Source organism: Rhodopirellula sp. SH410, assembly GCF_055811895.1.
In genome coordinates this window covers 3,068,164-3,082,456 of sequence record NZ_CM147949.1, presented here as the reverse complement: position 1 = coordinate 3,082,456, position 14,293 = coordinate 3,068,164, and the positions used below count along the sequence as shown (strand labels likewise).

The following is a 14,293-nucleotide window of genomic DNA, read 5'->3' as shown; positions in this document are numbered from 1 at the left end:
CCTTCCCGCCTGTGCTTTCATTACCTGAAGACGAAGAACGAGCCGTTGTCGGCGACATTGAACATTGGACGCAGGTAGCGGTTGGATGCCGTTCGGCCGCCTGGTCGATAGACCATGCTGATACCGACATTCCAACCTTCGGCTTGATACTTGGGAACTGCCGAGTCACCCGTTGGGGCGAAGTAGGTCGATCCGACTTTCATTGACAAGCCTCCCGAGAGCGGCACGTCCATGTCGCTGCCGAGGATGAAGTGGTCGTTGTCCGTGCCACCAACGTAGGAGGTCCACTGGCCCGTCGGTCCGAAGCTGTACCGGTAGAAGGCGCGGAACTGGTTGCTGGCCTGGACGGTTTGAGTGCCATTGAACACCGTGCCGGACTGATCGGAGACCAGGGTCGGGACGGTGTCATCGTTGAGCCCGGCCATCCAACGGAGTCCAAAGTTGTGCTTCGGTGACAGTTTCCAGCTGAGCTCGCCACGGAGCTGCATGAGATCCATGTTATAGTACCAATTATCATTGAGATAGTCCAGCACCACGCCGTATTGCAGTCCATAGTCGACGCGGCGAAAGAGGCCGCCGGTGATGAAGATTTGATTGCGATGTTGGTCGGTGAAGCCCTGCCCCTCTAGATTGCTCTGGGTGGCACGGAGTCCGAATTGCGCCGAGAGGTCGATCCCAAAGAGGTGTTTGAGATCTCGTCCTTCGTTGAAGCCTTCGTGAAAGCCGAAACTGCCACTGTTGGCGTTCGTTCCCGTGCCTGTGGCGGGTACATTCATGGGGTTGAGGAATGCATGGGTTCCATAGAAGAACTCGAAGCGACTCCAGTCGACTTGCAAGACGGGCAGAAGGAGTGGCAGCCGCGCGGACCGGTGAGTGCGATTTTCACCGAACCCGTCACAGGCGCCAAAGCCAGAACTGCATGCATCGCAGCCGCAGGCGTCATTGCCAAACGACTCCAGACCGTAAGCCGGTTCCAGGCCGCAGCTCGTCTCAAATCCATCGGTGAACTCCAGCCCACAGTTCGGTTCAGGGAGATAGCCGCCCTCCATACCGCACGCGGGACCATAGCCAGCACACTCGTTGCAATCGCAGACCGGGCCGTGGGCGCCGTAGTCTTCGAGAAAGCCAACCTGTTGTACCTGACTGTTGCCCTGCCGCTGCGTTGAGCTCCCAGATTTCGTGGTGATCGTTTGTTGACGCGAACTCGAACGCTGCACCAGTTGGGGTGCACGCGAGGCGATTGCCGATGCGTCGGCATCGACCCGTGCCGGAGACCAAGCTGCCTGGACCGGAACGAGCTGCTGACCCGTGCGAGCGTCCGCTGCGGTCACCATGGATGCACATGCCACCACAGCAAGGAACGTCGCGATTTGCAACACCCGGGTGTGACGTGCCAGGGTGAGAGTCGTCAAGGTATCGGTGACAAGCATGAATAGATTCCAAAGTCGCAAGTGGCGGTCATCGACCAACCAAGTGGTGGTCATCGACCAACATCGTGCTGTGGGAGTTTCGACGTCATTTAGCATCGGATCGTTTCAGTCGGCCTCATTAGAAAATCCCTCGCAATCGTCACAAACGGTCGAATCGGAACGGTTTGACTGAGTTTCACGGCAGAGCGACCATCCCTAGTCGGCACAGCCCCACAACACTCATCCATTTTGCGGGGGGCACTGGAATTCGTCCGAAAATACAGACAATTGTCTACGTTCGCTTTCTGAAACTCGTGAGACAGCGATGTCAACGAATCACATGCTTCCCTACCGACGTTTCGGTCTATCGTTCTTGCTCGCCCTTCTCGCTCCGGGAACGGTCTGTTGGTATGCCACGCCACATGCCGCCCAGGCTCTCGGTTCGCCTTTGGCATGGGCGCGAGGCACGATCGACGCACACGATGAGGACTCGTTGTCGCTCGACGACCATCTCCTCGCCGATGCGGTTCCGCCGACGGCCCCGAACCCGACGGTTGTCATCGATCTCGTCGATCCCTCGGAATCGTCGGGGGTCACGGGCGAGTCGGTGCCGAGTGCCTACTCACACGCCGACGTTGCACGATGGGCGTACGATCACTCGCCTGCGGCACGTCTGATTGAATCGGAAGCCAAGGCCGTGATGCGTGGCATCGACACCAGCGATTCTGATGGATGCTGTGCGGCCCGTTTGGTGCAAAATGTTTTGCGTGAGGTGGCTTTGGCACGCCGCAGCGAAAGTGCCGCACAAGCCAGTGTTGCCTACCACAAACTCATTGCGGCAACGCGAGCCGTGGAAATCGCGGATGAAGCGATCGCTGTGCAGGACAGATTAATTGCACTCGCTACGGAAGCGGAACGGTTGGAAATCCCCGACGCCAACCCGCTGAAACTACGCCAAAGGCGGCTAGATCTCGTTGATGTGAAAACAGAGCAATCATTCAACGCGTTGAAACTTCGCCAAGAACTTTCTCGTTTGACCGCCCGCAGCGAAGCTGAAGTGGCCACGGCGACAATGAGCGATGCACTGCCCAACGAAGCCCCCTCGATAGCTGCGGGCGAAGCGGTCGCGACCGCGCTGAGTCAGCGTCATGACTTGCGTGCCGTGCAAATCCTCTGTCGTGACCTCAATAGCTGCAATCTCGACGCCGCGAGACTGTTGATGGGCACGCTCAGCCCCGGTGTGGGACTGTCATTGGCGACGGCGGCCACAGGAATTCTCAAGTGTTTCAAAGACGACAACACGGACAACGACCAAAACGCGAGGCGGTGCCAATGCCGAGAACTACAAGCTTCCCTCCAATCGGTGATCCGAAATGAAACCCTGCAGGCGGTACTGGACGTGCGCAGTGCCGGTGCGAGATTGAAACTCGTCGACGAGCAACTGCAGTTCGCCGCTCAGCGACTCAACGAGACACGCGGTAAACTCCGCCTTGATGAGGTTACTCCTGGCAGCGATCTCGAAATTGAATTGGAGATCCATCAGCTCCGAGGGGATCGCCTGGCACGGCAAAAAGACCTCGCTCTGGCAATCGACGAGCTAGCACGCGCCCAAGGTAACGACGCCTGATCGAGCATGCCGAACGAGGAACTGACTCACCGATTTCGAGTCGGATTCGTTCATCCGGATAGAGGATCAAACAGGGAAATCGAACAGGGGCTGCCCCCTCTCCGATGCGTCCCATGTGCTATCGCAATCAAGATTTCCAGCACCCGATGTCACAAACGCTCGCGGATTTCGCGTATGCTCGGTGAGCACAAATTGATTTAAAATCACCACTATCTCTGAGGGCATTCATGAGTACCGATGATCGACGGCTAGGACGCCGAACCCTGCTGCAAAACGGAACGCTACTTTTGGCGACGGCCTCGTTTGCTCCGTCCATGGCATTTGCCGAACAGAACCAATCGCCGTTGAAGATCGGTCTGATCACAGACTTGCACTACGCCGACAAGCCGGCGGCAGGAACTCGCCATTACCGGGAATCGCTTAGCAAGCTCAACGCGGCGGCTCTTCAATTTGAACAGGACGAGGCCGCATTCGTTGTCGAGTTGGGCGATCTGATTGACGCTGCCGACACCGTTGAAACGGAGCAGCAGTATCTGAGCACGATAAACGGCGAATTCTCGAAAATCAGCAAAGACCGTCACTATGTCCTAGGAAACCACTGCGTCGAGACGCTCACGAAAGAAGAGTTCCTAGGCGGCGTTGGGCAGGAAAAGTCGTACTATTCGTTTGATCGGGGTGGCTTTCACTTTATCGTGCTCGATTCCTGTTTCCGAAGTGATGGCCAGCCCTATGGTCGCCACAATTCGGTATGGACGGATGCCAACGTCCCATCTGCCGAACTGGAGTGGTTGGAAGCGGATCTGAAGGCCAACGACGCCCCCGTGATTGTCTTTGCTCATCAACGATTGGATGTCAGCAACAGCCACGGAGTCAAGAACTGTGTTGACGTTCGACGCGTGCTGGAGAGTTCCGGCAACGTTCTGGCCGTTTTCCAGGGGCACAGCCACCAAAACGACGTCAACGACATCGGGGGGATTCACTACTGCACGTTGGTTGCGATGGTGGAAGGCTCGGGTGCCGACAACAATGGCTATTCGACGGTCAGCCTGAATGCCAACGGAACAATCGCGGTCGAAGGATTTCGAAAACAGGCCAACTACACCTGGAAAGCTTGACCCAATCCGCCCCATGTGATCCGGCCAGACGAACCACTGGTCTTCCGCTAGCGACGCTCACTTTTCAGAGACGCGTCATGTTTCGAACCGATACGCCCGCGGGGACGTTAGGCCCGTTGGGACGTTAGGCCCGTTGGGACGTTAGGCCCGTTGGGACGTTTTGGCCGCGGGGACGTTACGCCCGCGGGGGACAGGCCTGGACCGCTAAACCTTTGGGGTGCATTGCTTTAGCATTGCGCAAGTTGTCTTCTGCATCTCCACCTCCTGAAGACCAGACCCAATTGTCCAGTCTCCCCTCTGCCCCTCGCTTCGTGGGGCAGAGGGGAGACTGGGACGGGTTTGCTTCGCTTGGAAACAAAATGCAAGGCAGGATGATAGCGTCAACCCCAACGATTTAGCGGTCCAGGACAGGCCCCAGCCCGTCATGTCGCCCCCCCGATTCCGCGGAAGAGGCAACCTTCGTGCGGCGCATGCCTTTCTCAGCGTCGTTCACCCTCCGCGGCCTGCCACTGGCGAAGAACTGGTAGTTTGCGATGGTTAGGTAAGCTTTTCCGATGCCGCCGCATTTAGCGGTTGGTATGATTTTGCGGATTCTACCGATTTTGTGGATTTTCGTTTCACTGTTGCCCTCCATCTTGACGATATCGCTGGTGAGCCGGTGATTCTCGACCGACGTGCATCTTTTTTTTCTGAATAGATGTTCCCGTTGAGTCCGGTTTCACCCACTGCCTCCCCCCCGACTTCTCAATTTGATGGGTGACAAAAGTGTCGCAACGTCTGAACAACACACACCGAATCATGCTTGCGGCAACCGCCGCCATGGCGGCTCTCTGCCTGAGCACTCCGTTGCTCGCCCAAACACGTTCAACCACGACGAGCGGCGCTGGCGTGGAACAATCTGCGAGGGCCGCATGGCAGCCCGTCCGCGATTTATCCAACGGCTCGGCGGCCGCGGCGAGCAATAGTGGCCAGATTCGCTTAGTCGATCACGAAGCACCCACCGCGACACAGCGTCAAACGACACAGGGAACTCGTCGATCGACTCAGCCGAATGCGAGCCGGTTGCAACCCGTGTCGCACTCAGGGACGTCAAACTCGGTTCTGTCCGAGCCCGTCGTGATGGAAGGCGAGATGCTGATGGACGGGCAAGTCATGCTCGAGCCAATGCAGCAATACGCTGGCGAACCCCTTCACATGGGCGGCAGCTACGGTTGCGACGACATGGGCTGCGATGGCAGCTGTGGACAGTCGATGGGCGGCTGCGACGGCTCGAGTTGTGCCAGCGGATACTGCAGTAACGGCGATCCGATGTGCGGCGAGTACCGCGACTGCGACGCCGTTCGTCCCTGCATCACATTGTGCTGGCCTCAAGACGGCTGGTTTTCGGCGGAGTATCTGATGTGGTGGCAAGACGGCGTGAGCCTGCCCCCCTTGGCTTCGACCGGTCGCCTGTCCGATCGTGACCCCTTGGCCAATGGCAGTATTTTGTACGGTGGCAACGATGTCATCACTGACAATCTGAATGGTGGTCGACTCGACTTTGGTTTCTGGTTTGACAAGTGCCACACCTGGGGCATCGGTGGGGGCGGCTTCGCCTTGGATCGTGGCACCAGCAGTTTCGCAGGCGGTTCACAGAACGATCCGTTGGTCCGCCCGATCATCACGGTATTGGATAACCCAGCACCCGACATGGACGAACTTGGCGAAGCAGTCGCCCTGGTCAACTATTCGCAAGTCGGTCACACCGGAACGCTGAACATCGACGTCGACAGCCGCCTGACGGGTTGGAACGTCTACCTCCGACACTTCCGCAACGCCGATCAAGGCTGCACGCACACCGGTGCGTGTTCCTGCCCGACCCGGTGGTGCTCACGCTCGGAGCATCGTATTGGTTTCCGCAGCGTCGAACTCGACGAAGGGATCGCGATCGATAGCAACATCATGGTCGCTGGCGCCGGCACCGGCACGGGCCCCCTGACTTTCGCCCTCAATGAATCGTTCCGCACCCGCAACCAATTCAACGGCATCGACCTGGGCTTTTATCACACTCGTTCGATCGGCTACTGGAACTTCGACTTAGGCTTGCGGCTCGGTGTCGGCAACATGAAGCAAACGGTCCAGATCGCTGGCTCGACAATCGTCAATGGAACGGGCCCGGCCCTCAGCGGTGGGTTGCTGGCGTTGAACTCGAACATTGGCAGCTACGACCGCAACGAGTTTGCTGTGTTGCCTGAGTTCAACTCGACGATCGGCTACCAACTCACCGATCGCTTGCGAGCGACGTTCGGATACACGTTCCTATACATGTCCAATGTGGTTCGCCCTGGCGACCAAATTGATCGGATCATCGACACAGCACAAATCCCCAACGCAAACGCCCCAACCCCCACGGGAACGTTCCCACAATTCGCCTTTGACAACACCGACTACTGGGCACAGGGCCTCAGCTTTGGGCTGAATTACCGCTGGTAAGCAGCTCTCGCGTAAGAAGTTGGAAGGTATAGGGATTACGCCGACTGCATCGGTGTCGACCCTGACGACTATCGCGACGGGCGAAAGATCGCCGATTGATCTGCATGTATCAGTTCGAAACTAAATCGCTGTGAAAAGCATCCAAGGAGCGGGCTGAATCGCCGGTTCTGAATTACCAACCCCACTTGGCGAATGCCTCCGGCACCACGCATCGAGCGTGATGCTTCCAAATCACACACTGAATGCTCGAAGGTAGTGAACCGATGATTTTCCAACGCATGATCAACCGACTGACTGGCCAACCCACCCGTGCCACCCGTCAACGCACTCGTCGCGGCAACAACGCCCGCCGATTGAGCTTGGAAGCACTGCAAAAGCGAGAGCTGTTTGCCAGCGATTTGGGAGCGATCAGCGGCACAGCCTTCATCGATGCGAATGACAACCAGGCGTATGATGTCGGCGAAGCGTTGCTAAAAAATGTGGAGGTGAAGCTGTACCTCGACAACGTTACCCAGAACGGGCAGGTTGACGTGGGAGAAACGTTGGTCGGGACCATGACCACCGGAGCTGACGGGACATACCGGTTCACGAATCTCGATGGCAGCGACGCGGACACACCGCCGTCACCCATCAATCAAACGAACGACGGTTTCTACGTTGTCTCGTTCAGCCCCGGCACCGGCGGCGTGCAAGATGCCGCCGGCAATCCCATCTCCGACGTCGTGTTGCCGCAGGATCAGAGCGTGCAAATTACCGACGATACGGGAGTGACCGCCGAGACAATCGACGATTTCCATTTCGCGCAACCGGGGCAGCCGATCTCCCAAGATACTGCCGGCGGTGTGACGTTTAGCCAATCCGGCGCACTGAATTCCAATGGTGGTGTGCTCGGCGATGAACGCGACGTGCAAATCAACGTGGCAACGAGTACCGGCGACAGCAGCATTTTCCGCGTGGACACGACGCCTAGCAATCCGTTCTTCACGGTTCAGAACGGCAACGTGACCTCCACCGTTTTAGTTCAATACGACGGCGTCGATAGCGACGACGTCAGTGACAATCAGCTCGACCTGAACCCCCAGGGTTTCGGTCCCAATGGTGTGGACCTGACGGGCAACGACACAGCCGCTGGATTGGCCGTTGCCATTCAAGCCGACCAGGCGACCTCGGACGGTTTGGTGGTGCGGATCTACGACGTCAATGGAAACTCCGCGATCTTCAGTCAAGATCTGATCGCCAACGCGTTGCAAAACCTGTTCATCCCGTTTGCCGATTTCACCACCACCGGTGCGATGGACTACACCAAGGTCGGCGCGATTGAAGCGTTGGTTGACGGCGTCAACAGCAACAATGGTGCTGGAGCACCCAACCTGGACGTGGAAGTCTCCGTACTGGGATCGCAGCGTTCCAACGAATACATCGTCAATGCTGCTGCGACCCTATCCACCCCGTCGATGATCCTTGGCGGCGAGGTGTTCGTCGATAACGGTGGCGGCAACAACAAGCCCAACCAAGACAACGGGCTACTGGATTCCGACGAAGGTCCGTTCAACGGATCGGCCAGTGATCCGATCGAAGTCGATCTGTACGATACCGATCCCGCGGTCGGCACTCCCACGCCGATCGCCACGACGACCGTTAACGCAGATGGTACGTACGACTTCAGTACCCTCACCGATGGCGACGATCTCGGCCCAGGCACCTACTATGTCGTGATCCCGACAACTGAATTTGATTTGGCGGGGCCGCTATACGGCTACATTGGCAGCACCATTGCCAACCCCGGAAACGGTGGCACTGACACGACGAACGACAGCGTAGACGGCGACAACGACGGTGTGTTCATCGAGGGAATTGGATTCGTCACGGGTGCCATCACGCTGACGGCAGGTGCCGAACCAAGCGGCAATGGCAACACGAACACCACCGTTGATTTCGGAGTCGTGCCCACGACCGACCTGAGGATCGATAAAGCAATCGACGCCAGCCTCAGCAACGTGGTCCTGGGCGGTACGGCATCGTTCACGGTAACCATTCAAAACCTCGGAGGCACCGACTCCACGCAAGTCGAAGTCAGTGACGTGATCCCGGCTGGTTTAACCTTCGTCAGTGTCGTCGATAGCGACGGTGACGCTGTCACGACCACCAGTTCCACGAACGGCGACGGAGATGTCGTGCAAACATTCTCCGTACCAGGGCCACTGGTTCCCGGTGCGAGCGTGACCTACACGATCAACACCACCATCGACTCGACGGCCACAGTCGACCCCCTCAACGAAGTGATCGTCAGCGGGTACGAAATTGAGGTCGACGCTGATCCCAACGATGCCGACCGCGAACCCGGCGAACCGCTGCAGGGACCGCTGGCGAACAATATCGCCACGGAAAGAGTCAATCTGGCGCTCGTCGCACTGACGGTCACCAAGACCGATGGAATCGACTCGCCGGACACCGCGACAGCGGGTGAGCAATTGACGTACACGGTCACCGTGCAGAACACGGGCAGTAACGCCGCCGAAGCGGTCGTCGCACTCGACGCTTTGCCCGCCGGCGTGAGCTACGTCTCCGATTCGGGGACATTCACGATGGGCAGCGGCACATTCGAGGTGATTAGCGATGGGGGTGTCGATGACGGCAAACTCCGCATCACGTTTGGTGACATGGCCATCAATGAGCAAGAAGTGGTCACTTTCGACGTCCTCATTGATCCCGACTTTACCGCACCCGACTCGCTGCTGAGCAACACGATTGTGGTCGGTGGCGACAATGTGCCGGACGCATCGGCGACCGATGACACCACAGTCGCTCGCGAAGTGGATGTGACGGTCGACAAAACGGTGATCTCCAGCCGCATCCCTGACGTCCGCGGCGATGATGACCCCAGCGGTGATATCATCGACAACACGGCACCCTTCGATGTCGTCGCCGGCGGCTATGTGACCTATCAAGTGATCGCGACCAACGCCGGCCCGTCCACCGCTCGCGGGGTCACTGTCGTGGATACACTCGATCCCGGACTCACGCTCGTCGACGGTAGTTTCGATGCATTGACCAGCGGAGCGACGATCGCGGTCAACGGCCAAGATTTATCGTTCACGGTGCCGGACTTGGCACCTGGTGAGTCACGCACGTTCACCTTTGAAGTGGCCATCGGCAGCGATCAACTCGATCCGATCGCCAACACCGCCACGATTGCGACCACGGATCCCGAGGTCGGCGATGCCGGCAGCAACAACACCGCCACAGTCTCGATCGATCCCGACGCACGCGTCGACCTGGTACTCGACAAGACCGCCAACGTCCAGACTGCCGTTCCGGGCAAAGATCAAGTCATCTATACCTTCACGGTCAGCCACGCTGACGATAGTCTCTCCGACGCGATGAACGTGGACGTGACGGACGTGCTCCCCGTGGGCCTGACGGGTGTGTTGATTGATGCTCCCGATTCCACAGGCACCCCAACCTTCGACACCGCCACCCGGCAATTGCTGGTCGAGTATGCAACGATCCCAGTCGGCGAGACTCGCACGTTCACCGTGACTGCCAATGTGAACGCCGATGCGACGGCGGATCTCGTCAACAGTGCGACGGTGGAAACACCTGGGGTAACGGACCTTGATCCCGCCAACAACACCGATTCGGTCACGATCACATTGACGCCCGAATATGACCTCCAGATCGTGAAGGCCGTCGTGGGTTCGGGAGATGTCGCACCGCTCGCAGACATCTTGTTCACCATCGTGGTCTCGCATGATACCAGCGACGACGGTACCGAGGGTGACAATGGGCTCAGTCCATCACTCGCCCAGGATGTCGTAGTCACCGACGTGCTACCCGCCGGACTGACCTTCAAGTCAGCAGCCGCAGGTGGGACACCGATCACGCCAACCAGCACGACAGGCGGCAACATCGTGCTGCCCGGATTCGACCTGGCCCCTGGAGCGACACGCACCATCACCATCATCGCGACGGTCGATAGCGATGCCAGCGGTGATCTGACCAATAATGTGTCTCTCGCCGCAGCCTACGACACGCAAACCGATAACAACACCTCATCCGCTGACGTGACCGTGGTCCCTGTGGCCGCACAAGCGGATGTCTACGTTACCAAGAGTGTCAATACAGCCCACGCTCAAGCAGGCAGCGAACTGACCTACACGATCGACGTGTTCAACGACGGTCCGTCACCTGCGGATGCCGTCTCGGTGATCGACACCCTTCCGACCGGGGTGACCTTCGTCAGTGGTACGGGCCCGAACGGAGCACTCACCGCCAACGGGCAAACCGTGACCGTGACGCCACTCAATAACGCGGCACTCGCCTCAGGCGGAACGTTCCAGTTCACGATTATCGCTCGCATCAATGAAGGCGTCACCAATGACGTTGTGAACTCGGTGACGGTCACCACAACGACCGCGCAGCCGGCTGACGATAAACCTGACACTGCTACGGCGACGACGTCGATTGACGAAGCGATCAACCAAATCTCGGGAATGGTCTTCCGAGACTTCAACAATAACGGGGTCATGAACGGAGCCGATAATGGCTTGGCAGGCATCGAGCTCTTGTTGACCGGAGGCGACCTCGGTCCCGATGGACGCACGACGACGACGGATGACGAGGGATTCTACTTCTTCGACAACCTCGTCGAGGGTGACTACGTCGTCCAGCGACTCGGCATGCCTCAGTACTACCTTGACGGACTCGAACAGGCTGGGCCCGATGCCACGCCTGCGGACACCGGCGACTCGATCGATGTCACCCTTGATGGGACTTCGCTCAACAGTGCCCCGGATAACAACTTTGCTCTGGTGCCTTACCTGAGCTATCGACTGTGCGTTCTATAACGCACTGAAATTTCACGAACACTTCGTTTGTCACGATCGACGGGAGCCGGTGTTTTTACCGATCGTTGACAACAGGGTCGGGGGGCCTGAAGTGTTCGCGGAGACAGCGGCGTGAGCGAACTAAAAATCGCCACGTCGCAAATTGAGCTCGGTCTTTCGGGGGGAAGACCGGGCTTTTTTTCTGTCCATGCGGCGACGGGTAGCGTCCCGCCTCGAGTGACTGCCTATCAAAACTCCGGTCCCCATGACGCGTGCGTGCGTCACAGGCACCCCGAGTTCGAATCGGTAACGCCACCCGTACGAATCACGGGCGACTGCGCCCGCTCGCGATGGACTCGTTCATTAACGACTGCAACTCGCTGACGATTTCAGGACGCTCCAACGCTAGGTTCGTTGTCTCACCGGGATCGTTTTCCAGATCAAATAGCTGCCCTGGCGCATTCGGAGCGGTATTGGGAAGCTGATACTCCTGCAGCATTTTATGGGTGGCGTAGTTGTTGCCACCAGAACCTTGGTGGGCAAGATACTTCCACTTGCCGCGGCGGATCGCCAGCCATTTCCCGCCTGCAAATCCTTGCTGCAACACGTAGGGGTGAATGGGTTGCGACGGTTCCTCGCCACGCAAGACCGATAGCATGCTGTAACTGTCTTCCGCGGCGTCATGGGGCAAGGGAGCGTCAATGATCTCAGCAACGGTGGCGAACACATCGGTCAACGATGTGAGTTCGTCGGACGTTGTCGCTGCGGGAACCTGCCCCGGCCAACGCACGATCAGTGGCACGCGATGGCCACCTTCCCAATTGTCACGTTTGACACCACGCCAAGGCCGGGCACCATCGTGCCCGTGATCGTGACGCATGTTGTAGATGGCGGGTACTTCGGGACCGTTATCACTCGAGAACATCACGATCGTATTCTCCGCGATCCCGAGTTCATCGAGCGTCGTCATCAATTCGCCAACGACATAGTCCAACTCAAAGATGAAGTCGCCGTGAGGCCCCGATTTTGTTTTTCCCTTGAATTGATCTGCCGGGAACGAGGGCAAGTGAACCGCTTGGGCGGAGTGAAATAGAAAGAATGGTTGTTCTGGATTGGCCTCTGCATGCTTTCGCAAAAACTGTTGGCTCTTTTCCAAGAATTTCAGATCGACTTCTTCAAGGTCAAAATCCGGTGCCACGAGACCGGGGCGATTGTCGATCGAGTAGGCGTGCTTGGGCAGTCCACTCTTGTCGAGCCTACCCGTCGGCGGCACGGGAACCCGATCACTCTCGATGTAGGCGTACAACCAATCCGTCGTGGGACAGCAGGCTGTCCCAAAAAACCGATCAAAACCATGGTCGATCGGACCGCCTTCAATACGACGCGAATAGTCGATACGCTTCACACCGTCCGGACCGCCGTTGTGTATCGGTTGGCCCGCTGTATCGCGGAACGTCAGCCCGATATGCCACTTCCCGTAGCAAGCCGTCGTGTAGCCTTGCTCACGTAGCATCTCAGGCAGCGTCAACCGATCAACTGCGATCAAAGACGGACCGCCTGCGCCGCTAAAGACTCGACCACCGTTGGGCACTCGAAATGCCATTTGACCGGTTAGCAAGCTGTACCGAGTCGGCGTGCAAACCGTGCAAGGACTGTGCGCGTCGGTGAACCGCATGCCCTGCTGAGCAAGCCGATCGAGATTCGGCGTCGGAATCTTGGACTCGGGGTTGTAACAGCCCAGGTCCCCATAACCCAAATCATCTGCCAAAATCATGACAATGTTGGGGTGTTCGGAAGCCTGTGAGAGACAGGGGAACAGCAACCAAACAGCGAAACCGATGGACGAAATCACTCGCAGAGAGTGAAGGTGCAAACGCATAAGACAATCCGATGGTGAGAGTGGAATGCTCAGTATAGCAATGACCCACCATCGAAAATACGGTTGTGCCGATCTCGCCAGCGACGAGATCCTATCCACCTTCAGGCAGGTGGAGCCCATGAACAGAATGGATGCACCGCTGGAATGCCCGACGGGGCCTGCCCACGCGGTTTGAGAGTCAGATCGACTCCGCCGCCTGTCTCAGGCAGAGCTGCCCATTCACTCGGTGAAATTGGCGTTCGTGCTGACCGTTTGAACATCGTCATGATCATCAAGCGCTTCGAGCAGCGACATCACTTGACCTGAAACGGACTGATCAACATCCACGTTCGTCGATGCCATCTGAGTGACTTCGTTCAGGTCGGCTTGTAATTCGGCCTTCTCAAAGGCCTCTGACAGCGCGTCGTGATTTTCGGGAGCGCAAGTGACTTGAATTTGCCCCTCGTCGTCCGTCTCAACATCCTCGGCACCATTCTCCAAAGCGACTTCGGTCACACGATCTTCGTCGGTGCCTGGTGCGAAGAGAAACAGCCCCTTGCGTTCGAACAGATACGAAACACAGCCGGTCTTCCCCAATTCCCCACCATGCTTACCGAACATCGTCCGCAATTCGGGCGCGGTTCGATTACGATTATCAGTCAGTGCCAGGCACATCACCGCCACACCACCGGGGCCGTAACCTTCGTAGAGCACCTCCTCGACGGCGTCGCCACCGAGTTCACCGGTACCGCGTTTGATGGCGCGCTCGATGTTATCCTTGGGCATCGAAACCGCTTTGGCATCATCAATGGCTTTCCGCAAGCGAATGTTGGCTGCTGGATCACCTCCACCACCTTTGGCAGCAACGATGATTGCCTTGCTCAGTTTGCTCCACTGCTTACCGCGAGCAGCGTCAACGCGGCCTTTGCGGTGCTGGATATTGGCCCATTTTGAGTGACCTGCCATGATGCTGATTCCTTCGGCGT

Annotated in this window: 7 protein-coding genes; 4 read left to right on the top strand and 3 right to left on the bottom strand. The window is 57.9% G+C overall.

Annotation, left to right across the window (positions count from 1 at the left end):
- Nucleotides 1–20: 20 nt before the first annotated feature.
- The gene (locus SH410x_RS11235; RefSeq protein ID WP_473676588.1) at nucleotides 21–1,484 is read right to left on the bottom strand and encodes a DUF6666 family protein; all 1,464 of its coding nucleotides are present in this window, start codon (nucleotides 1,482–1,484) and stop codon (nucleotides 21–23) included.
- A gap of 250 nt (nucleotides 1,485–1,734) precedes the next feature.
- Here SH410x_RS11235 and SH410x_RS11230 point away from each other — a divergent pair, with 250 nt between their 5' ends.
- The 4 genes from SH410x_RS11230 to SH410x_RS11215 all read left to right on the top strand — a co-directional run bounded on the left by SH410x_RS11230 (nucleotide 1,735) and on the right by SH410x_RS11215 (nucleotide 11,470).
- Nucleotides 1,735–3,036, top strand: coding sequence for a TolC family protein (locus SH410x_RS11230; RefSeq protein WP_473676587.1), 1,302 nt, complete (start codon nucleotides 1,735–1,737; stop codon nucleotides 3,034–3,036).
- Nucleotides 3,037–3,263: 227 nt separating this feature from the next.
- The gene (locus tag SH410x_RS11225) at nucleotides 3,264–4,151 is read left to right on the top strand and encodes a metallophosphoesterase family protein (RefSeq protein ID WP_473676586.1); all 888 of its coding nucleotides are present in this window, start codon (nucleotides 3,264–3,266) and stop codon (nucleotides 4,149–4,151) included.
- A 798-nt stretch (nucleotides 4,152–4,949) separates the two neighbouring features.
- The gene (locus SH410x_RS11220) at nucleotides 4,950–6,623 is read left to right on the top strand and encodes a BBP7 family outer membrane beta-barrel protein (protein WP_473676585.1); all 1,674 of its coding nucleotides are present in this window, start codon (nucleotides 4,950–4,952) and stop codon (nucleotides 6,621–6,623) included.
- 242 nt (nucleotides 6,624–6,865) lie between these two features.
- Nucleotides 6,866–11,470 carry a beta strand repeat-containing protein gene (locus SH410x_RS11215; protein ID WP_473676584.1) on the top strand — a complete coding sequence of 1,535 codons (4,605 nt, stop codon included), beginning with the start codon at nucleotides 6,866–6,868 and terminating at the stop codon, nucleotides 11,468–11,470.
- Nucleotides 11,471–11,774: 304 nt separating this feature from the next.
- On the opposite strand, the gene SH410x_RS11210 is transcribed toward SH410x_RS11215, so the two are convergent.
- Together SH410x_RS11210 and SH410x_RS11205 are read right to left on the bottom strand one after the other, a co-directional pair.
- Nucleotides 11,775–13,328, bottom strand: a complete 1,554-nt coding sequence (locus SH410x_RS11210) for a sulfatase family protein (protein ID WP_473676583.1) — start codon at nucleotides 13,326–13,328, stop codon at nucleotides 11,775–11,777.
- 219 nt (nucleotides 13,329–13,547) lie between these two features.
- Nucleotides 13,548–14,273, bottom strand: a complete 726-nt coding sequence (locus SH410x_RS11205; protein ID WP_473676582.1) for a YebC/PmpR family DNA-binding transcriptional regulator — start codon at nucleotides 14,271–14,273, stop codon at nucleotides 13,548–13,550.
- Nucleotides 14,274–14,293: the final 20 nt, after the last annotated feature.